This is a genomic window from Streptomyces sp. NPDC110618 (assembly GCF_055657065.1).
In genome coordinates this window covers 36,753-56,633 of record NZ_JBVKBN010000035.1, presented here as the reverse complement: position 1 = coordinate 56,633, position 19,881 = coordinate 36,753, and the positions used below count along the sequence as shown (strand labels likewise).

Here is a 19,881-nt window from a genome sequence, read left to right as displayed (position 1 = left end):
CGCATCCTCATCAAGTCACTCCACACACCGCACACCGGGCGCGACGCCACCCACAGCGACCTCGCCGAAGCCGCTTGACATCCATAGGAGCATCCTCGGGTACGGACGCCCACGGGCATTCCCTATTACTGAAACACGTTCTACCGTGTGCGCCGACAGGACCGGCCGAACGGAACTGGAGGCGCCGTGCATCTGGACCAGACGCCCGAGCAGCAGCGGCTGCGCACCGAACTGCGCGCCTACTTCGCCGAGTTGGTGCCCGACGACGCCCGCGCCCGGCACACCGAACCGGCCGCGCAGAAGCGGTTCTACCGGGAGACGATCCGGCGCCTGGGCGAGGACCGCTGGCTGGGAGTGGGCTGGGCCAAGGAGTACGGCGGGCGCGGCCTGAGCGCCATGGAACAGTTCATCTTCTTCGACGAGGCCGCCCAGGCGGGCGTGCCGCTGCCGCTGATGGCACTGAACACCGTCGGCCCGACGATCATGCAGTTCGGCACCGAGGAGCAGAAGGAGTACTTCCTGCCCCGGATCCTGTCCGGCGAGATCGACTTCGCCATCGGCTACAGCGAGCCCGACGCCGGCACCGACCTCGCCGCGCTGCGCACCCGCGCGGTGCGCGACGGCGACGAATACGTCGTCAACGGGCAGAAGATCTGGACCACCAACGGCGACACCGCCGACTGGGTCTGGCTCGCCGTGCGCACCGACCCGGCCGCCCCCGCCCACAAGGGCATCACCATGCTGCTGGTCCCGACCAGCGATCCCGGCTACTCCTGCACCCTGATCAACACCCTCGCCGGCCACGACACCACGGCCAGCTACTACGAGAACGTCCGCGTCCCCGTCTCCCGCCGCGTCGGCGCCGAGAACCAGGGCTGGCGGCTGATCACCAACCAGCTCAACCACGAGCGCGTCACCCTCGCCGCCCACGGCACCATGGCGATCCGCGCCCTGCACGACGTACAGCGCTGGGCGGCGGAGACCAAGCTCGCCGACGGCCGCCGCGTCATCGACCTGCCCTGGGTCCGCCGCCTGCTGGCCCGCACCCACGTCCGCCTCGACGCCCTGAAACTCCTCAACTGGCAGATGGTGCAGGCCGTCCAGGACGGCACCCTCACCCCGCAGGACGCCTCCGCCGTGAAGGTCTACGGATCCGAGGTCCGCCGGGACGCCTACGCCGCGCTCATGGAGATCGTCGCCGCGCCCGGCGCGCTCAAGGAGGGCTCCGCGGGCGCGGTCCTGCACGGAGAGCTGGAGCGCGGCTACCGCTCCGCCGTCATCTTCACCTTCGGCGGCGGCAACAACGAGATCCAGCGGGAAATCATCTCCTGGATCGGTCTGGGGATGCCGCGCGTCCGGCGTTAGCCTGCCCCCATGGGAGATCCCGGGCTCTTCACACCGAACTCCGTCACCTGGCAGATGCACGGCGATCCCATGATGTGGATCGCCGGCGTCCGTGCCCTCTACCTCCAGGCCCTGCACCCGCGGGCAGTGCGCGGCGTCCTGCAGAACTCCGACTTCCGCAACGACGCCTGGGGCCGCCTGCTGCGCACCGCGAACTTCGTCGGCACCATCTCCTACGGCACCACCGAGGCCGCCGAGAAGGCCGGCGCCCGCGTGCGGAAGATCCACTCCAGGCTGACCGCCACCGACCCCGACACCGGCGAGGAGTACCCCGTCGACGAACCCGCGCTGCTGCTGTGGGTGCACTGCGCCGAGATCGACTCCTACCTCAGCGTCGCGCGCCGCTCGGGGCTCCGGCTCACCGACGCCCAGGCCGACCGGTACATCCGCGAGCACCTCGTCAGCGCACGCCTGGTGGGCCTCGACCCCGACACCGTCCCCGCGAACCAGGCCGACATGGCGGCCTACTTCGAGAAGGTACGTCCCGAACTCGCCGCCGGACCCGAGGCACGCGAGGTCGACGACTTCCTGCGCCGCCCGCCCACACCCCGCCTCCTGGTCCCGGCACGCGAACTGGTGTGGCGGCGCGTGGCCGGGCTGGCGTACGCCGCACTGCCCCCGTACGCCCACGAGCTGTACGGCAGACCGGCCCCCGAACCGGCCGTCGTGGACCGGCGATTGCGGGCCGCGGGCCGTCTTCTGCGAGCCGTTCCCGACCGGCTGCGCTGGCAACTGCCGCCCAAACACATCATCCGGGCGATGGAACGGCTCGGACCCGGCTCGCGTCCCGCACGGTACAAACTCGGACGATAGCTCGCCATACTGGACGAGCCAGGGCATGGCGGGGGAGGACCACGGCGACGGGGGCGACGCGGGTGGGGGAGAGCAGGCTGATCCAGGGCCGGTACCGGCTGCTGGACCTGATCGGGCGCGGCGGCATGGGCGAGGTGTGGCGGTCCCGCGACGAATCGCTCGGCCGGCACGTCGCCGTGAAATGTCTCAAGCCGCTCAACCCGGGCCACGACCACTCCTTCACCCGGGTCCTGAGGGAACGGTTCCGCCGCGAGGCCCGCGTCGCCGCCGCGCTCCAGCACCGCGGCATCACCGTCGTGCACGACTTCGGCGAGTCCGACGGCGTCCTCTACCTGGTCATGGAACTGCTGGAGGGCCGCAACCTCAGCCGGCTGCTGGAGGAAAACCGGCACCACCCGCTGCCCGTGCCCGCGGTCCTCGACATCGCCGACCAGGTCGCCGCCGCCCTCGCCTACACCCACCAACAGGGCATCGTGCACCGCGACCTGAAGCCCGCGAACATCGTGCGGCTGACCGACGGCACCGTGAAGATCTGCGACTTCGGCATCGCCCGCCTCGGCGCCGACATCGGCTTCACCTCCCGCCTCACCGGCACCGGCATCGCCCTGGGCACCCCGCACTACATGTCCCCCGAGCAGATCGGCGGCGACGAGGTCGACCAGCGCAGCGACCTGTACTCACTGGGCTGTGTGCTCTACGAACTCGCCACCGGCGTACCGCCCTTCGACCTCGACGACGCCTGGGCGGTGCTCGTCGGCCACCGCGACACCCCGCCGCGCCCGCCCCGCGAACACCGCGCCGAACTCCCCGAGTTCCTGGAGCGGATCATCCTGCACCTGCTCGCCAAACGCCCCGAGGACCGCCCGTACGACGCCCGCGAGGTGGGCCGCCGCATCGCCCTCGGCCGCGGCACACCGACGTACGTACCGACCGTCCTCACCCCCCGCCCCGACCCGGTCCGGCCGGACCCGGCCGGACGCGAGGCCCGGCTGCCGTCCTGGACCCGGGGCATGACCACCGGCCACAAGGCCACCGGCGCCGGACTGCGCAGCACACCCCCGGACGCCGGGGCCGGACTGACCGGGGAGTGGATCCCGCGCCCGGCCGTCGGACGCCCCGAGGAGCCCGTCGCCGCGGCCCCGCCCGCCCCCGACCCGGCGGCCCTGGCGGCTCTGGCCGGCCGCCACAACGCCGGGCTGAGCCTCGGCAGGCTCGGCCGCTGGGCGGAGGCCGGAGAGGTCCACCGCGCGGTCGCCGCCGAACGCGAGCACCTACTGGGCCCCGACCACCCCGACACCCTCGCCAGCCGCTACGAGGTCGCCTTCACCCTGTCCCGCACCGGCCGCGCCGCCGACGCCCTGCGCGAGTACAAGCACGTGGCCCGCGCCCGCAGCCTCGCCCTCGGCCCCGACCACCCCGACACCCTCGCCGCCCGCCAGGAAATGGCCTACGTCCTCGGCCAGTTGGGCCGCCACTTCGACGCCCACCAGGTGTATCTGTCGGTCCTCGCCGCCCGCGAGCGCACCATGGGCCCCGATCACCCCGACACCCTGCGCTGCCGCCACAACCTGGCCTTCAACCTGAGCAGGCTCGGCCGCCTGGCGGACTCCTACCGCATGGCCTGCGAGGTCGCCGCCGCCCGCACGAGGGTGCTCGGCCCCGACCACCCGGAAACCCTCGTCACCCGCTACGAAGTGGCGTACGCGCTCGGCCAGTTGGGCCGCTGGTCGGAGGCCCTGCACACCTACCGGGAAGTCGCCGAGGCCCGCGCCCGCGCCCTCGGCCCCGAGCACGCCGACACCCTCGCCGCCCGCTACGAGGTCGGCATCAGCCTCGGCCGCCTCGGCCGCAGCACGGATGCGCTGCGGGTGTACCGCGCGCTCATCGAGGACCGCACCCGGGCACACGGCCCCACCCACCCCGAGACCCTGCGCGCCCGCCACGGACTCGGCGTCAACCTCGGCCGCCTCGGCCGCTGGGAGGAGGCCCTCGCCGAGTCCCGCGACGTCTGCGCGATCCGCGAACGCGTCCTGGGCCCCGACCACGCCGACACCCTCGTCAGCCGCCGCGAGGTGGCCGTCGCCCTCGGCTGGCTGGGCCGCTGGCCCGACGCCCTCACCGAGTACCGCAGGGTCGCCACCGCCCGCGAACGCGTCCTCGGCCCCGCCCACCCCGACACCCTCGCCAGCCGCAACGACGAGGCCCACTGCCTGGAACAACTCGGCCGCGCGGCGGAGGCGGTCGAGCTGTACCGAAGGGTCGCGGTGCTGCGGCAGCAGGGGACGACGGGCGGACGCTGAGCATGCCGTGCCGCCGGAGCCTGATCGCCGCGCAGCCCTGGCCGACCTAGATCATCCCGTGTTACCAAGAGGCATGGCTGCACACGAGGGACACCCGGGACATCGCGCGTACGACGCCGTCATCGTCGGAGGCGGCCACAACGGCCTGGTCGCCGCCGCCTATCTGGCGCGGGCCGGACGGTCGGTCCTCGTGCTGGAGCGGCTGGACCGGACCGGCGGCGCCGCGATCTCCACCCGGCCCTTCGAGGGCGTCGACGCCCGGCTGTCGCGGTACTCCTACCTGGTCAGCCTGCTGCCCAAGAAGATCGTGCGGGACCTGGGCCTGACCTTCCGGGTCCGCGCCCGCACCATCTCCTCGTACACCCCCGTCGAACGGGACGGACAGGCCACCGGGCTGCTGGTGGGCGGCGGCGAGCGACGCACCCGGGAGGCGTTCGCGAGGCTGACCGGCTCGGAGCGCGAGTACGCGGCCTGGCAGCGCTTCTACGGGCTGACCCGTCAGGTCGCCCAGCGGGTCTTCCCGACGCTCATCGAACCGCTGCCCGGCCGCGAGGAGCTGCGGCGCCGCGTCGACGACGAGGAGGCCTGGCGGCTGCTGTTCGAGGAGCCGATCGGCGTCGCCATCGAGGACCGCTTCACGGACGACACCGTACGGGGCGTCGTCCTCACCGACGCGCTCATCGGCACCTTCGCCGACGCCCACGACCCGTCCCTGAAGCAGAACCGCTGCTTCCTCTACCACGTCATCGGCGGCGGTACCGGCGACTGGGACGTGCCCGTCGGCGGCATGGGCGCCCTCACCGACGCCCTCGCCGCGGCGGCCCGCGCGGCGGGCGCCGAGATCGCCACCGGCCACGAGGCGGTCCGGATCGCCACCGACGGCACCACCGCCGAGGTCACCTACCGCACCGCCGACGGCGAGGGCATCGCCGCCGCCCGGCACGTCCTGGTCAACGCCTCCCCGCAGGAACTGGCCGCCCTGACCGGCGGCGCCGCGCCGGACCCCGCCGAGGGCGCCCAGCTCAAGGTGAACATGCTCCTCAAGCGGCTGCCCAGGCTCCGCGACAGCTCGGTCGACCCGCGCGAGGCGTTCTCCGGGACCTTCCACATCGCCGAGGGCTACCAGCAGCTCGCCACCGCCCACGCCCAGGCCGCCGCGGGCCAGCTGCCCACCGCGCCGCCCTCGGAGATCTACTGCCACTCCCTCACCGACCCGACGATCCTCGGCCCCGGCCTCGTCGAGCGCGGCTACCAGACCCTCACCCTCTTCGGCCTGCACACCCCCGCACGGCTCTTCGACCGGGACAACGACGCCGTACGCGAGGAACTCCTGAAGTCCACACTCGCCCAGCTCGACGCCCATCTGGCCGAACCCCTCGCGGACTGTCTGGCCACGGACGCCGAGGGCCGCCCGTGCATCGAGGCGAAGACCCCGCTCGACCTGGAGCGCGACCTGCGCCTGCCCGGCGGCAACATCTTCCACCGCGACCTGTCCTGGCCCCACACCCAGGAGGGCACCGGCCGCTGGGGCGTGGAGACGGAACACGCCAACGTCCTGCTGTGCGGCGCGGGCGCGGTACGTGGCGGCGGAGTCAGCGGCGTCCCCGGCCACAACGCGGCGATGGCCGTACTGGAGCGGGGCGAGGCCTGAGCGGCAGGGACGCCTACGACCGGAGCACCACCTCGTGCGCCCCGCCCGCGCCAGGGGCAGGCTGGGCGCATGGCCACCGATCGCCCCGTCACCGTCCTCCCGCCCGCCCCGGACGGCGGCCGACGCGTCCGGATCGGCGGCCGCTACGTCGGTATCGCCTACCGGCCGCTCGATGTCGTGGCCTTCGTGCAGGAGGCGGGGCTGCAGGACTGGGACGAGATGGATGTCGTGCAGTCGGCGCTGATCGACTGGCAGGGCGGCGGCCCGGACACGTGGGAGGCCTGACGCGCACAGGCACAGCCGCCCCCGGCTTCTCCAGCCGGGGGCGGCTCTCCTGCCAAGGTGTTCAGAGATCGAGGACGGCGGCGGCGAACTGTAAGGCGTCCTGGGCCGCTGGACGACACCGGCGTGCGCGCCGGCGGCGGGATTCGAACCCGCGTTACCCGCTTGAGAGGCGAAGTAGCCGCAACCTGCGCACCTGAACAACGGCAACCGTAGCCGGGGTCGCGTCCGGCGGCACCTGAATTAGGGCCGGGCGCCGGTCAGTCGGCCGACGCCGTCCACCCCGACGCCGTGATCCGGGCTGCGTCCTTCGGGCGGGCCTCGTCGAACAGGACCCGGCGCTGGGTCGTGACGCGCAGGCCGTCCACGTAGGCACCCCGGCCCACGTAGAGGCGGTCCGTGGCGTACCGCCAGCGCAGGACGACACTCCGGGCGGGTGGCAGGTCGGCCGTCACCCGGTGCCAGACCCGGCCCGACCAGCCGGTGACCGTGCCCCCGGGGCGTTCCTGCGCAGGTTCGCCGGGGCGGTCGGTAGTAAACGGCACCGGCTGCCAGGTCGTCCCGTCGTCCGCGGACGCCTCCAGGGCGAGCACGTCGGCCTGCGGCTCGGTGTCCCACCACAGCGAGCAGCGCAGCCGGGCACCGCCCGCCGAGGTGTCCAGCGCGGGCAGCGCGAGGGTGGCCGCCGTGGAGCCCGCCATGCCGGAGAACCAGGCCGTACGGCGATGGCGGGGGCGGACCGGTACGGCTCGGGCCAGCTGGTTGGCGGCGGCCACCCGGGGAGCCGAGCCGGAACGCCAACTGCGCACCGGATGCACCGAGTTGCCGAGCACCACCAGGAAGGAGTCGGTCGTCGGGTCGAGGACCAGTGAGGTGCCGGTGAACCCGGTGTGACCCGCCGTGCGCGGGGTCGCCATCGCGCCCATGTACCAGTGCTGGTAGAGCTCGAAGCCCAGACCGTGCTCGTCGCCGGGGAAGTCGGTGTTGAAGTCGGTGAACATCAGCTCCACCGAGCCCGGTTCGAGGATCCGCGTCCTGCCGTACGCGCCGCCGTTGAGCAGGGCCCGGCCGAGCACCGCGAGATCCCAGGCGCAGGAGAAGACGCCCGCGTGTCCGGCGACGCCGCCGAGACCGAAGGCGTTCTCGTCGTGCACCTCGCCCCACACCAGACCCCGGTCCAGCCCGGACCAGGGTTTGCGGGCGTCCTCGGTGGCCGCGATCCGGGGCTTCCAGGACGCGGGCGGGTTGTAGCGGGTGCGGTCCATGCCGAGCGGGCCGGTGATCTCCTCGTGGAGCAGGGCGTCCAGCGGGCGGCCGGTGACCTTCTCCAGGACCAGTTGGAGCGAGATCAGGTTGAGGTCGGAGTAGAGGTAGCGGCTGCCCGGCGGGTTCAGCGGGGCTTCGTTCCAGATGAGCTGGAGCTTCTCCTCGTGGGTGGGCGCGTTGTAGAGCGGGATCCAGGCGCGGAACCCGGAGGTGTGGGTGAGCAGTTGACGGACAGTCATGTCCTGTTTGCCCGCCGCGCCGAACTCCGGCAGATACGAGGCGACCGTCGCCTCCAGCCCCAGCGCTCCCCGCTCGATCTGCTGCACGGCGAGGATCGAGGTGAACAGCTTGGACACCGACGCCAGGTCGAACACGGTGTCCCTGGCCATCGGGATCTGCCGGTCGGCCGGGAACTCGACGCCCGTGTCGGTCCTCTCGTCGTACGCCGAGTAGCGCACCGCCATGCCGATGGGCTCGTGCAGTGCCACGGTGCCGCCCCGCCCGGCGAGCAGCACGGCGCCCGCGTACCAGGGGTGGGCGGGGGAGGGGCCGAGGAACGCCTCCGCGTCGGTGACGAGTTGCCGCAGGTGCGCCGGGAGGAGTCCGGCACGCTCCGGGGAGCCGTACCGCAGGGTGCGGCGGCCGTCGGAGGGCGCTGCCGCGGCCGGGCCCGCCGGGAAGGGGGCGACGGCCAGGGCGCCGCCGAGGGCCAGTGCTCTTCGGGTCAGTTGACGCCGGGTCAGGCCGCGTCTGTCGTCGGTCATCGAGGTTCCTCCCGCGGGTCCGTCTGAAAGTATCTTTCCGGGATCACCTTGCGCGCTGAAACTTTCCTGTCAGGCGGGAGGTGTGTCAACCACCGGGATCGGACCGAACGAATCTGACGGACCATCAAGAAACCTCTTCCGTCCTCCGCAGGAGTCCGGCATCCTGCGCCCATGCAGACGGAGCTGAGCAAGCAACTGGGAGTCGAGCACGCCGTCTTCGGCTTCACGCCGTTCCCCGCCGTCGCCGCGGCCATCAGCCGGGCGGGCGGCTTCGGGGTGCTCGGCGCGGTCCGCTACACCGCCCCCGACGACCTCAAACGCGACCTCGACTGGATCGAGGCCCATGTCGACGGCCGCCCCTACGGCCTGGACGTCGTCATGCCCGCGAAGAAGGTGGAGGGCGTCACCGAGGACGACGTGGAGGCGATGATCCCGGAGGGGCACCGCGCGTTCGTACGGGACACCCTCGCCAAGTACGGCGTGCCCGAACTCGCCGAGGGGGAGGCCTCCGGCTGGCGGATCACCGGCTGGATGGAGCAGGTCGCCCGTACTCAGCTCGACGTCGCCTTCGACTACCCGATCCGCCTCCTCGCCAACGCCCTCGGCTCACCGCCCGCCGACGTCGTGGACCGCGCCCACGACCAGGACATCCTGGTCGCCGCCCTGGCCGGCAGCGCCCGCCACGCCCGCAAGCACCAGGAGGCGGGCATCGACATCGTCGTCGCCCAGGGCTACGAGGCGGGCGGCCACACCGGCGAGATCGCCTCCATGGTGCTCACCCCGGAGGTCGTGGACGCCGTGGCCCCGCTGCCCGTCCTGGCGGCCGGCGGCATCGGCAGCGGCCGACAGGTCGCGGCGGCCCTCGCGCTCGGCGCCCAGGGCGTGTGGCTCGGCTCGATCTGGCTCACCACCACCGAGGCCGACCTGCACTCCCCGGCCCTGACCCGCAAACTCCTCGCCGCCGGATCCGGCGACACCGTCCGCTCCCGCGCCCTGACCGGCAAGCCCGCCCGCCAGTTGCGCACCGAGTGGACCGACGCCTGGGACGACCCGTCCGGCCCCGGCACCCTCCCGATGCCCCTCCAGGGCCTGCTCGTCGCCGAGGCCGTCTCCCGCATCCAGCGCTACGAGGTCGAGCCGCTGCTCGGCACCCCCGTCGGCCAGATCGTCGGCCGGATGACCAGCGAACGCAGCGTCCAGGCCGTCTTCGACGACCTCACCCGGGGCTTCGAGCAGGCCGTCGACCGCATCCACCGCATCGCCGGAAGGAGCGGCCGATGACCACCGCACCCCCCACGGGCTTCTGGGCCCAGGCGACCCGTGACCCCGGCCGCACCGTCCTGATCGCCCCCGACGGCGAGGAATGGACCGCGGGACGCCTCCACGCCGACGCCAACCGCCTCGTGCACGGCCTGCGCGCGGCCGGACTCGCCCGCGGGGACGCCTTCGCCGTGGTCCTCCCCAACGGCCCGGAGTTCTTCGCCGCCTATCTCGCCGCCAGCCAGGCCGGGTTCTACCTCGTCCCCGTCAACCACCACTTCGTCGCCCCGGAGATCGCCTGGATCGTCGCCGACTCCGGCGCCAAGGTGCTCATCGCCCACGACCGCTTCGCCGACACCGCACGCCAGGCGGCCGAGGAGGCAGGGCTCCCGGCGACCCACCGCTACTGCGTAGGCACGATCGCGGGCTTCCGCCCGTACGCCGAACTCCTCGCCGGACAGCCGCAGTCACCGCCTGCCGACCGCACCCTCGGCTGGGTCATGAACTACACCTCCGGCACCACCGGCCGCCCCCGCGGCATCCGCCGCCCGCTGCCCGGCAAGCCGCCCGAGGAGTCGTATCTCGGCGGATTCCTCGGCATCTTCGGCATCAAGCCGTACGACGACAACGTGCACCTGGTCTGCTCGCCGCTCTACCACACGGCGGTGCTCCAGTTCGCGGGCGCGTCCCTGCACATCGGCCACCGGCTGGTGCTCATGGACAAGTGGGCGCCCGAGGAGATGCTCCGCCTGATCGACTCCCACCGCTGCACCCATACCCACATGGTCCCGACCCAGTTCCACCGCCTGCTGGCCCTGCCGCAGGACGTACGGGACCGCTACGACGTCTCCAGCATGCGGCACGCCATCCACGGCGCCGCCCCCTGCCCCGACCATGTGAAACGGGCGATGATCGACTGGTGGGGCATGTGCGTGGAGGAGTACTACGCGGCCAGCGAGGGCGGCGGCGCCTTCGCCACCGCCCAGGACTGGCTCAAGAAGCCCGGCACGGTCGGCAAGGCGTGGCCCATCAGTGAGCTGGCGGTGTTCGACGACGACGGCAACCGGCTGCCACCCGGCCAACTCGGCACCGTCTACATGAAGATGGCCACCGGCGCCTTCAGCTACCACAAGGACGAGACCAAGACCCGCAGGAACCGCATCGGCGGCTTCTTCACCGTCGGCGACCTCGGCTACCTCGACGAGGACGGCTGTCTCTTCCTGCGCGACCGCAAGATCGACATGATCATCTCGGGCGGCGTCAACATCTACCCCGCCGAGATCGAGTCCGTCCTTCTCGCCCACCCCGCCGTCGCGGACGCCGCCGCCTTCGGCATCCCGCACGACGACTGGGGCGAGGAGGTCAAGGCCGTGGTGGAACCGGCCCCGGGGCACACCCCGGGCCCGGACCTGGCGGCCGACCTCCTCGCCCACTGCGCCGCACGACTCGCCGGGTTCAAGTGCCCGAAGAGCGTCGACTTCGTCACGGAGATGCCCCGCGACCCCAACGGCAAGCTCTACAAACGACGGCTGCGCGACCCGTACTGGCAGGGGCGCACCCGCCTCGTGTGAGCGAGGTCAGCGCCGCTCGCGCGCCACCACCACCTTCAGCGCCGGCGACCGGAAGATGTCCTTCTCGCAGAAGCGGGACGTCACCCACTTCTCACCGGAGAACAGCCGGGTCTGGTCGCTGTGGTGGCGCGAGGCGGGGTTGGAGGACTGGGAGTAGGTGAGCAGGGTGCGCGCCACCGGGCAGCGCGTGCCGTTCCAGCCGACGGCCTGGATGTAGCTGGAGCCCGTCGTCACCTCCGTGTAGGCGCCCTTGGCCGCGTCCCACACCGGCTCGATCTTGTTCCACACGCCCAGGCCCTCGGTGCCGCCCGGCACCGGGATACGGTCGCCGCCGCGCACCACGTACTGGTTGCGTCCGAGCGGCGCGTCCAGCGCGATGCCCGCCGCCCGCAGCTCGGCGACCGCGTCCGCGAGCGCCGTGGCGAAGCCCGGGGCGGACGTGTTGAGGGTGTTCGGCGTGGCCACCGGGTCCGCCGCCGAGAACGGCACTTGCCACAGTTGCGCCGCCGGAACCGTCGCCGTCAGCTTGCGCCAGAACCGGTCGAAGAGCAGCGCGCCCCGGCTGTCGGTGTCCATGGAGCGGTCCCAGGCGGCCAGTACCTTGCACGCGCCCGAGACATCGATCGACGCGCCGTTGCTGCCCGTCGCGGTGCCGCCCGGAAGCGCGGCACACGCCGTCGCCGCGTCCGTCGCGGCGAGGTCGGCCGCGGGGACCCGGTTGGCGAACTGCTGCGCCTCAAGGTCCCGTACGGTCAGCCGCCCGCGCTCCGCCATGGCGGACACGTCCTCGACGGCTCCGCGCGTGCGCAGCGAACGCTGCGTGCCGATCGTGCCGAAGACCCGCTCGTACCCGGTCAGCGGACGGTCCGCGTTGGCCAGCCAGGCACTGTCGTTGGAGTTCTCCGCGTACGGCGCGTCCGTCATCGTCGGCATCTTCGAGGGCCCGAAGATGCCCGGCTGCACGGCGTCGGGGTCGGAGCCGAGGGCGCAGGCGCCGCGCGAGCCGTCGAGGATCGCCAGCCCGGCGCTCGGGTAGGTGAACCGGCCCAGCGGAGTGGAGCAGGTCCGGTCCAGTTCGTCGGTGATCCGGGGGAGCACCTGGGACTGCGTGAACAGGGTGTGGCCGGTGGAGTCCGCGGCGATGGTGTTCACCCACGGCAGGCCCTGGGTGCGCTTCAGCGCGCGCAGCATGTCCGCGGTGCTGCGGGCCTTGCTGAAGTCGAGACCGGCGTCGGAGACGCGCAGGTTACGGGAGTTGGGGTCGTTGAGCGCGTAGGCCGTCGTGGCCGTCCACGGCAGCGGCAGCGCGGAGCCCAGCGAGGTGACGACCGGCCCGTACCGCGTCCACCACTGGGTGCGGGTGACCGGGGCGCCGTCCTTCACGGCCACGGTGACCGTGCGCCGCGTCATCCGCTCCGGCTTGCCGTCGACGACGTACACCGTCGGGTCGGCCGGGTCCAGCGTCAGCTGGTGCAGGTTCATGGGCACGCCGGTGGCGACGGTGTGGCTCCACGCCACATGGGAGTTGTGGCCTATGGAGATGGTGGGGCTGCCGAGCAGCGAGCCGCCCGCCGCGTTCAGCTCGCCGGGGATGGTCTGCTGCGACTGCCAGAAGCGGCGGCCGCCCTGCCAGGGGTAGTGCGGGTTGCCCAGCAGCAGACCGCGCCCGTTGGCCGTGGTGGCCCCGGAGAAGGCGACCGCGTTGGAGCCCATGTCGGCGGTGTCGGCGGCGAACAGCTCCCGCGCGGCACGGGCCGAGTCCTTCGCGTCGGGAGCCTTCGACGCCGTGCCCGCCGTAGGCGGCTGCGCGGCCGTGATGCCGTCCACGGCACGCCCCTGCCCGCCCAGCACCGACAGCGCGAACGCCCGCGTGGCCACGTCGAGTTCACTGACCGGACGCACCCAGGAGGCGCCCTTGCACGCCGGATCGGTGACCTTGTGCTGCTTCAGCCAGGCGTTGTACCCGGCCGTGAATCCACGCATCAGGTCCTTGACCTGGCGGCTCGGCCCGCGCGGGGCGGGCTCCGCCAGCAGCTTCTCCACCGTGCCCGACTCCCGCACCCCGCGGAAGTACAGATCGCTGGAGAGGTTCTTGCCCGCCGAGGACAGCGCGCTGTCGGACGGCGCGTCCGGCCCGAAGTACCGGGAGCGCTCCCCCCGCACGGTCACGAAACCGTCGGCGAGCGTGCACACCTGGTCGCTGGCCTGCGCCCAGCCGGTGCCGAAGCCGAGGTTCTTGTAGTCCTTGGCGAGGATGTGCGGAATGCCGTACTCGGTGTAGCGGATCACGGCCGACAGGCCGCCGTGCGAAGGGCGTTCACCGCGGTCCGCACGCTCGGCCGCGGAAGCCGGCAGTACGGCTGAGGCGGTGAGCAGGGCGACGGCCGCGGCGACGACCCGTCCGGGTCTGATGCGCATCGAGCCTCCCAACGTCATTGGGGGAAGGGGCGGTTGAGCGTACCAACCGGTATGTGCCAGGGGAACGTGTCGCTCGTACGGTCTCTTGACCTCCCCGGAACGGGCACCGAGGATCAACTCCCATGACGCCCGGACACGGCAGCACGGTTGACGGAGTACTGCGGCGCAGCGCCCGCCGCACCCCGGCCCGCGTCGCGGTCGAGTACCGCGACCGGACCTGGACGTACGAGGAGTTCGACGAGGCGGTCTCGCGCGCGGCGAGCGTCCTGCTCGGGCAGGGACTGCGGCCCGGTGACCGGGTCGGCGCCTACGGCCACAACTCCGACGCCTATGCGATCGGCTTCCTCGCCTGCGCCCGCGCGGGCCTGGTCCATGTGCCGGTCAACCAGAACCTCACCGGCGACGATCTGGCGTATCTCCTCGACCAGTCGGGCAGTTCCCTCGTCCTCACCGACCCGGACCTCGCGTCCCGGCTCCCGGACGGCACCCGGACCCTGCCGCTGCGCGACGCCGACGGCTCCCTGCTGGAACTGCTCGCCTCCGCCCCCGCGTACGACGGCCCGGAGCCGCGCGCCGAGGACCTGGTGCAACTGCTGTACACCTCCGGCACCACCGCCCTGCCCAAGGGCGCGATGATGACGCACCGGGCCCTGGTGCACGAGTACCTGAGCGCCATCACCGCCCTCGATCTGAGCGCCGGGGACCGGCCGGTGCACTCGCTGCCGCTGTACCACTCCGCGCAGATGCACGTCTTCCTGCTGCCCTACCTCGCGGTCGGCGCGACCAACATCGTCCTCGACGCCCCCGACGGCGACCGCCTCTTCGACCTGATCGAGGCCGGTCGTGTGGACAGCCTGTTCGCCCCGCCGACGGTGTGGATCGGCCTGGCCAACCGCCCCGACTTCGCCACCCGCGACCTGAGCGCCCTGCGCAAGGCCTACTACGGCGCCTCGATCATGCCGGTGCCCGTACTGGAGCGACTCCGCGAACGCCTGCCGGACCTGGGCTTCTACAACTGTTTCGGGCAGAGCGAGATCGGCCCGCTGGCCACCGTCCTCGCGCCGGACGAGCACAAGGGCCGCATGGACTCCTGCGGGCGGCCGGTGCTCTTCGTCGACGCCCGCGTGGTGGACGAGGACGGCAAGGACGTGCCCGACGGCACACCCGGCGAAATCGTCTACCGGTCCCCGCAGTTGTGCGAGGGCTACTGGGAGAAGCCGGAGGAGACCGCCGAGGCATTCCGCGACGGCTGGTTCCACTCCGGCGACCTCGCGGTCCGCGACGCCCACGGCTACTTCACGATCGTGGACCGGGTGAAGGACGTCATCAACTCCGGTGGCGTGCTGGTCGCCTCCCGCCAGGTCGAGGACGCCCTCTACACCCATGACGCGGTGGCCGAGGTCGCCGTGGTGGGCCTGCCCGACGAACGCTGGATCGAGGCGGTCACCGCCTTCGTCGTCCCGCGCGGCGAGGTCACCGAGGCCGAACTCATCGAGCGCGCCAAGGAGAAGCTGCCGCACTTCAAGGCACCCAAGCGGGTCGTCTTCGTGGACGCGCTGCCCCGCAACGCCAGCGGCAAGATCCTCAAGCGGGAACTGCGGGACCGGTTCGCGGAATCCCAGGCCGAGCCCGCAAGATCCCACCCGACGCCCGGCACGCCCTCAGCGACCTAGGATCGGCGCCATGCCGATCGTCACCGCTGCCGACGGAACCCGCCTCGCCTACCACGCCCAAGGGGAGGGAGACCCGCTGGTCGTCCTGCCCGGCGGGCCCATGCGCGCCTCCTCCTACCTCGGGAACCTGGGCGGACTGGACGCCGGGCAGAACCTGGTCCGGCTCGACCTGCGGGGCACCGGCGACTCCGCGACACCGGCCGACCCGGCGACGTACCGCTGCGACCGGATGGTGGCGGACGTGGAGGCGCTGAGGGTCCGTCTGGGGCTGGACCGGATGGACCTGCTCGGGCACTCCGCGGGCGGCAGCCTCGCCCTGCTGTACGCCGCCCGCCACCCGGAGCGGGTCCGCAGCCTCGTCCTGGTCACCGCCAACCCCTGGGCGCTCGGCACCACCGCGACCCCCGAGGACCGCCGCTCGGCCGCGCTGCTGCGCAAGGGCGAGCCCTGGTTCGAGGAGGCGTTCGCGGCACTGGAGTCCTGGCTCGACGGCACCGCCGACCCCGGCCCCGAGATGGCGCCCCTCTTCTACGGGCGCTGGGACGCGGCGGCCCGGGAGCACGAGGCCCGCGCGGACGAGGAGTTCAACGACGAGGCCGCCGAGGTGTACGGCTCCGAGGGCGCCTACGACCCGGACGCCACCCGCGCCGCCCTGTCCCGCCTCACCGCCCCCGTGCTCCTGCTGACCGGCGAACTCGACGGCGCCCCCAACCCGGAACTGGCCCGCCGCACGGCCGCCGTCTTCCCGCATGCCGAGGTCGCCGTCCAGCCGGGCGCGGGCCACTACCCCTGGCTGGACGACCCCGCCTGGTTCGCCGACCGCGTGAGCCGGTTCCTGGACGGGCGCCCGTGACGGTGGCAGGAGCCGGTGCCGTCACAGGCGCCCATGAGCACGGCGGCGTAGGGGCTACCGCCCCCCGTCCGGCCCGTACGCCGTCATGAACCGGTCCCGGAACGTGTTCATCGGCCACTGAGGGGCGTCCTCGGCCGGCTTGAGGCCCTCGGTCCAGCCCCAGTCCTCGACGCGCTCCAGCACCTTCGGGTCCTTGGCCACGATCGAGATCGGCACGTCCCTGCTCCGGCTGCCCTGGGTGACCGTCGGCACCGGCTGGTGGTCGCCGAGGAAGACCAGCACCGTGTCCTCGTCGCCGTAGCGCTCCATGTACTCCACGAGGCTGCGCAGCGAGTACTCGATGGCGTTCGCGTACTCGGCGCGGACCTTGTCGGAGTCCTTCCAGACCTCCTTCGGGTCCGTGCCCTCCTCCTTGATCTTGTGGAAGACGGAACCGTCGCCCAGGTCCTCCCAGTCGATCATCCGGGCGATCGGTGACCACGGGTTGTGGCTGGAGGCCAGGATGATCTCCGCCATGATCGGCTCACGGTCCTTCCTGCCGTGCTCCAGCCGCTCGAACGCCTCCAGGCTGAACTGGTCCGGCACCGGCGTCCAGCTGAAGTAGGGGCCGTGGTAGCCGAGGTGCTCGGAGTCGTAGATGCGGTCCAGCGCGAAGTACTTGCCCTCCGGCCAGGCCCGGCGCACCCCCGGCACGATGCCGACCGTGTTCCAGGCGCCGGTCTTGCGGAAGTAGCTGTTCAGGGTCGCCCGGTCGCTGGTGGTCAGACTCCGGTACCGCTGCTGGTTCTTGATCCACAGTCCGGACAGGAACGTGGAGTGGGCGAGCCAGCTGCCCGCGCCCGTCACCGGGGACGTCAGCCAGCCGCTGCGCGCGGCGAACCCGGCCTTCTCCAGCCGCTCGGTGCCCTCGGTGAGCACGGAGTCGGTCTGCTCGGCCATCGCCGGATCGTCGATCGCGACCCGGCCGTAGCTCTCGATGAAGGTGAACAGCACGTCCTTGCCGCGCAGTCCGGTCAGCAACTGGTCGGGCGGGGTCTTCGCGAAGGCGTCCACGGCGGCCTGCTTGCGGAAGATCTCCCCGTCCTTCAGCCCGGCCTGGACCTGGTCGACCCGCTTGTTGACATAGTCGGCGTTGATCTTGGAGGCGAGCGGGGCATCGGTGAACTGCACGCCCAGCGTGACGCAGGTGATCCACGCGGTGCCGAGGATCAGCGTGGTGCGGGCGGCCACCGGACGGTGACGCATCATCAGGTTCGTGACCCGCACGGTCGCCAGCGTGGTCGCCGCCACGACTACCGCCACCAGCAGCACCACCCCGATCACGGCCAGGACCTCGCTGGTCCGTCCGTACGTCTCACGCACGAACTCCGCCGCGTCGTCGAGCAGGATCCAGTCCAGGACCAGGTCGAAGGGGCGGGCCAGCACCTGGTAGAAGCCCATGTCCAGGAACTTCAGCACCGACAGCAGACCGAGCAGCACCCCGGTCACGACCGCGATGATCCGCCGGGTGCGCGCGGGCACCGACAGCAGCAGACCGGCGATCAGGACGCCCTCGGCGGGGATGCGGAAGAACGCGCCGAACGTGAGCCGTTCCACGCGGTTGGGCAGCACCAGCGCGCACAGGACAAGGACACCGGCGAGCACGGTGGTGGCCACGGTGACGCCCCGGGCCGTACGCGGGTACCGCACCCGCCATCGGAACAGCCCGGGGCGCTCGGCCACTTCCTCGGTACGGTCCTCCTCCTGGTCCTTCTCGGTGTCCGGCAGTTGGTCCGTGACTTGCGACACCCCTGGTCCCTTCCTTGCGTCCCGTCTTCATGCGTACGGTCGGCCGTCGGCCTGCGTTCAGCCTCCGGGCCTGTGCATACGCACGGTACGCGCGCCAGGGCGGGGTTACCGCCGGACACCGGGTCCGGATCGGTTCACTCGCGGGGGCGTTCCACGCACAACGCCCAGATGATCAGCGCGGAGATGGCGATCAGCACCACCGACCACACCGGGTAGTACGGCAGGGAGAGGAAGTTGCCGATGATCACGAGCGAGGCGACCGCCACGCCCGCCACCCGCGCCCACGTCGCCTCACTGAACAGGCCGAGCGAGACCAGGACGGCGGCTATGCCCAGGATCAGATGGATCCAGCCCCAGCTGGTCAGGTCGAACTCGAAGACGTAGTTCGGGGTGCGGACGAAGACGTCGTCCTCGGCGATCGCCATGATGCCGCGCGTGATGTCGAGGACACCGCCGATCATCAGCATCACACCGGCGAAGACGGTCAGACCGGTGGCCCAGCTCTGCTTCGCGGTGCCGTGCGGAGGTGCGCTGTGTGTCGCTGTCATGCCGCTGCCTCATCTCGTCTCGTGCGCCGGCCTCAGTGGCCGGCCGCCCCGGCGGACTGCGGTTCCTTGCGGGTGCCCGCGGTCCCGGAGCCGCTGAGGATCTGTGCCTTGGCCCGCTGGAACTCCTCCTCCGTGATGGCGCCGCTCTCCTTGAGCCGGGCCAGCTTGGTCAGCTCGTCGGCGCTGCTGGCGCGGCCACCGGCGGTGTCGCGGATGTAGGAGTCGAACGCCTCCTGCTGGGCGCGCGCCTGCGCGATCTCGCGATGGCCCATGTTCTTGCCGCGGGCGATGACGTACACGAGCACGCCGAGGAAGGGCAGCAGGATGACGAACAGGAGCCAGCCGGCCTTGCCCCAGCCGCTGAGCTGGTCGTCGCGGAAGATGTCCACGATGATCCGGAACAGCAGGACGAACCACATGATCCACAGGAAGAACCACAGCATCGTCCAGAACATGCTGAGGAGCGGGAAGTCGTACGCGAGGTATGTGGCTGTGCTCATGTTGTCGCCTCCGTCCGGGCGGTTGCCCGACTGTCGTTGTCCGTTCCGAGCGTGCACACGGCAAGGGGGGACCGGCCTCACCCAAAGGGGGTGACCCGCAGGTTCACGCGGTGATCCGGCGTACCGCCGACCGCCAGGCGAAGGCCACCGCGATCTCCATCAGGCCCAGCAGTACGAGCCACAGGCCCAGCAGCCGGGTCAGCGCCACCGCCGATTCGCTCGGCAGGGCCAGCACCACGATCCCCGCGACGATGCCGAGCAGCGCCGCGGCGAAGAGCACACCCCGGTGCGGCAGGTCCTTCGCGGCCACGGCCGTATAGGCGGTCAGCAGGCCCGACACCAGCCACACCACGCCGACGATCACCGACAGGGCGGCGATGGTCTGCAGGGGGTTGCGCATGCACAGCACCCCGGCCAGCACGAAGAGCACCGAGATCAGCAGCCCGGGAACCCGCTCGCCGCGCTCCTGGCCGAACACGGCCACGAACCGGAACGCGCCCGTGACCAGCAGATACAGGCCGAAGAGCACCGCGACGACCTGAAGGGTGGCGTCCGGCCACACCAGGAGCAGGATGCCCGGCACCAAGGTGGCCAGGGCGGACCCCAGCATCCAGGTCCACGACCCGCCCAGCCGGCCCAGGACGTCCTCGGGATCCTCCCGCAGCGGCCTGCCGGAGAACGGGTCGGTCCCGGACGACGGCCCGGCCGTGCCCTGCGATTCGGTCATCGCTCCTCCTCGCCCCGAGGGGAAGCGCCGCCGCCGGGAGCCGGCGGGGCGGTGCGGGGAGAT

Annotated in this window: 15 protein-coding genes; 9 read left to right on the top strand and 6 right to left on the bottom strand. The window is 72.0% G+C overall.

Annotation, left to right across the window (positions count from 1 at the left end; all coding sequences use genetic code 11):
- The first annotated feature begins 186 nt into the window (after window positions 1-186).
- The 5 genes from ACZ7L7_RS35680 (at window position 187) to ACZ7L7_RS35660 (ending at window position 6,453) form a co-directional block, all read left to right on the top strand.
- Entirely contained in the window at window positions 187-1,365 is a 1,179-nt protein-coding gene (locus ACZ7L7_RS35680) for an acyl-CoA dehydrogenase family protein (protein WP_285515360.1), read from the top strand.
- 9 nt (window positions 1,366-1,374) lie between these two features.
- Window positions 1,375-2,217, top strand: a complete 843-nt coding sequence (locus ACZ7L7_RS35675; protein WP_471432336.1) for an oxygenase MpaB family protein — start codon at window positions 1,375-1,377, stop codon at window positions 2,215-2,217.
- A 62-nt stretch (window positions 2,218-2,279) separates the two neighbouring features.
- The gene (locus ACZ7L7_RS35670) at window positions 2,280-4,517 is read left to right on the top strand and encodes a serine/threonine-protein kinase (protein ID WP_471592276.1); all 2,238 of its coding nucleotides are present in this window, start codon (window positions 2,280-2,282) and stop codon (window positions 4,515-4,517) included.
- A 73-nt stretch (window positions 4,518-4,590) separates the two neighbouring features.
- On the top strand, window positions 4,591-6,168 hold the full coding sequence (locus ACZ7L7_RS35665; protein WP_285515357.1) for a phytoene desaturase family protein: 1,578 nt from the start codon (window positions 4,591-4,593) through the stop codon (window positions 6,166-6,168).
- 69 nt (window positions 6,169-6,237) lie between these two features.
- A complete protein-coding gene (locus ACZ7L7_RS35660; RefSeq protein WP_285515356.1) occupies window positions 6,238-6,453 on the top strand; it encodes a hypothetical protein in 216 nt (71 codons plus the stop codon).
- Window positions 6,454-6,710: 257 nt separating this feature from the next.
- Here ACZ7L7_RS35660 and ACZ7L7_RS35655 read toward each other — a convergent pair whose 3' ends face one another.
- Window positions 6,711-8,480, bottom strand: coding sequence for a serine hydrolase domain-containing protein (locus ACZ7L7_RS35655; protein ID WP_472077929.1), 1,770 nt, complete (start codon window positions 8,478-8,480; stop codon window positions 6,711-6,713).
- Between the two features lie 171 nt (window positions 8,481-8,651).
- On the opposite strand from ACZ7L7_RS35655, the gene ACZ7L7_RS35650 reads away from it, so the two are divergent.
- Both ACZ7L7_RS35650 and ACZ7L7_RS35645 read left to right on the top strand, forming a co-directional pair.
- On the top strand, window positions 8,652-9,761 hold the full coding sequence (locus ACZ7L7_RS35650) for a nitronate monooxygenase (protein WP_472077928.1): 1,110 nt from the start codon (window positions 8,652-8,654) through the stop codon (window positions 9,759-9,761).
- Entirely contained in the window at window positions 9,758-11,311 is a 1,554-nt protein-coding gene (locus tag ACZ7L7_RS35645) for an acyl-CoA synthetase (RefSeq protein ID WP_472077927.1), read from the top strand. The genes ACZ7L7_RS35650 and ACZ7L7_RS35645 overlap by 4 nt, the downstream gene beginning before the upstream one ends.
- A gap of 6 nt (window positions 11,312-11,317) precedes the next feature.
- Here the strand turns inward: ACZ7L7_RS35645 and ACZ7L7_RS35640 are convergent, their stop codons facing one another.
- Window positions 11,318-13,729 carry a penicillin acylase family protein gene (locus ACZ7L7_RS35640; protein ID WP_472077926.1) on the bottom strand — a complete coding sequence of 804 codons (2,412 nt, stop codon included), beginning with the start codon at window positions 13,727-13,729 and terminating at the stop codon, window positions 11,318-11,320.
- A 122-nt stretch (window positions 13,730-13,851) separates the two neighbouring features.
- Between ACZ7L7_RS35640 and ACZ7L7_RS35635 the strand changes: the two genes are divergently transcribed.
- Both ACZ7L7_RS35635 and ACZ7L7_RS35630 read left to right on the top strand, forming a co-directional pair.
- Window positions 13,852-15,402: an acyl-CoA synthetase gene (locus ACZ7L7_RS35635; RefSeq protein WP_453602985.1), complete on the top strand. Its 1,551-nt coding sequence runs from the start codon at window positions 13,852-13,854 to the stop codon at window positions 15,400-15,402.
- A 10-nt stretch (window positions 15,403-15,412) separates the two neighbouring features.
- Entirely contained in the window at window positions 15,413-16,255 is an 843-nt protein-coding gene (locus tag ACZ7L7_RS35630; protein WP_285515350.1) for an alpha/beta fold hydrolase, read from the top strand.
- Between the two features lie 54 nt (window positions 16,256-16,309).
- Here ACZ7L7_RS35630 and ACZ7L7_RS35625 read toward each other — a convergent pair whose 3' ends face one another.
- From ACZ7L7_RS35625 to ACZ7L7_RS35610, 4 genes are all read right to left on the bottom strand, one after another.
- Window positions 16,310-18,043, bottom strand: coding sequence for an alkaline phosphatase family protein (locus ACZ7L7_RS35625; RefSeq protein ID WP_472077925.1), 1,734 nt, complete (start codon window positions 18,041-18,043; stop codon window positions 16,310-16,312).
- A gap of 134 nt (window positions 18,044-18,177) precedes the next feature.
- Window positions 18,178-18,591, bottom strand: a complete 414-nt coding sequence (locus ACZ7L7_RS35620; RefSeq protein WP_285515349.1) for a DUF7144 family membrane protein — start codon at window positions 18,589-18,591, stop codon at window positions 18,178-18,180.
- A 32-nt stretch (window positions 18,592-18,623) separates the two neighbouring features.
- Window positions 18,624-19,091: an SHOCT domain-containing protein gene (locus tag ACZ7L7_RS35615; RefSeq protein WP_285515348.1), complete on the bottom strand. Its 468-nt coding sequence runs from the start codon at window positions 19,089-19,091 to the stop codon at window positions 18,624-18,626.
- Window positions 19,092-19,194: 103 nt separating this feature from the next.
- Window positions 19,195-19,818 (bottom strand): HdeD family acid-resistance protein, encoded by a 624-nt coding sequence (locus ACZ7L7_RS35610; RefSeq protein ID WP_285515347.1) that lies wholly within the window; start codon window positions 19,816-19,818, stop codon window positions 19,195-19,197.
- Between the last annotated feature and the right edge of the window lie 63 nt (window positions 19,819-19,881).

Bases quoted from the DNA above. Each gene is read 5' to 3' on its own strand.
- ACZ7L7_RS35675 (WP_471432336.1), top strand. From the start codon at position 1,375: ATGGGAGATCCCGGGCTCTTCACACCGAACTCCGTCACCTGGCAGATG.
- ACZ7L7_RS35665 (WP_285515357.1), top strand. From the start codon at position 4,591: ATGGCTGCACACGAGGGACACCCGGGACATCGCGCGTACGACGCCGTC.
- ACZ7L7_RS35660 (WP_285515356.1), top strand. From the start codon at position 6,238: ATGGCCACCGATCGCCCCGTCACCGTCCTCCCGCCCGCCCCGGACGGC.
- ACZ7L7_RS35655 (WP_472077929.1), bottom strand. From the start codon at position 8,480: ATGACCGACGACAGACGCGGCCTGACCCGGCGTCAACTGACCCGAAGA.
- ACZ7L7_RS35650 (WP_472077928.1), top strand. From the start codon at position 8,652: ATGCAGACGGAGCTGAGCAAGCAACTGGGAGTCGAGCACGCCGTCTTC.
- ACZ7L7_RS35645 (WP_472077927.1), top strand. From the start codon at position 9,758: ATGACCACCGCACCCCCCACGGGCTTCTGGGCCCAGGCGACCCGTGAC.
- ACZ7L7_RS35640 (WP_472077926.1), bottom strand. From the start codon at position 13,729: ATGCGCATCAGACCCGGACGGGTCGTCGCCGCGGCCGTCGCCCTGCTC.
- ACZ7L7_RS35635 (WP_453602985.1), top strand. From the start codon at position 13,852: ATGACGCCCGGACACGGCAGCACGGTTGACGGAGTACTGCGGCGCAGC.
- ACZ7L7_RS35630 (WP_285515350.1), top strand. From the start codon at position 15,413: ATGCCGATCGTCACCGCTGCCGACGGAACCCGCCTCGCCTACCACGCC.
- ACZ7L7_RS35620 (WP_285515349.1), bottom strand. From the start codon at position 18,591: ATGACAGCGACACACAGCGCACCTCCGCACGGCACCGCGAAGCAGAGC.
- ACZ7L7_RS35615 (WP_285515348.1), bottom strand. From the start codon at position 19,091: ATGAGCACAGCCACATACCTCGCGTACGACTTCCCGCTCCTCAGCATG.
- ACZ7L7_RS35610 (WP_285515347.1), bottom strand. From the start codon at position 19,818: ATGACCGAATCGCAGGGCACGGCCGGGCCGTCGTCCGGGACCGACCCG.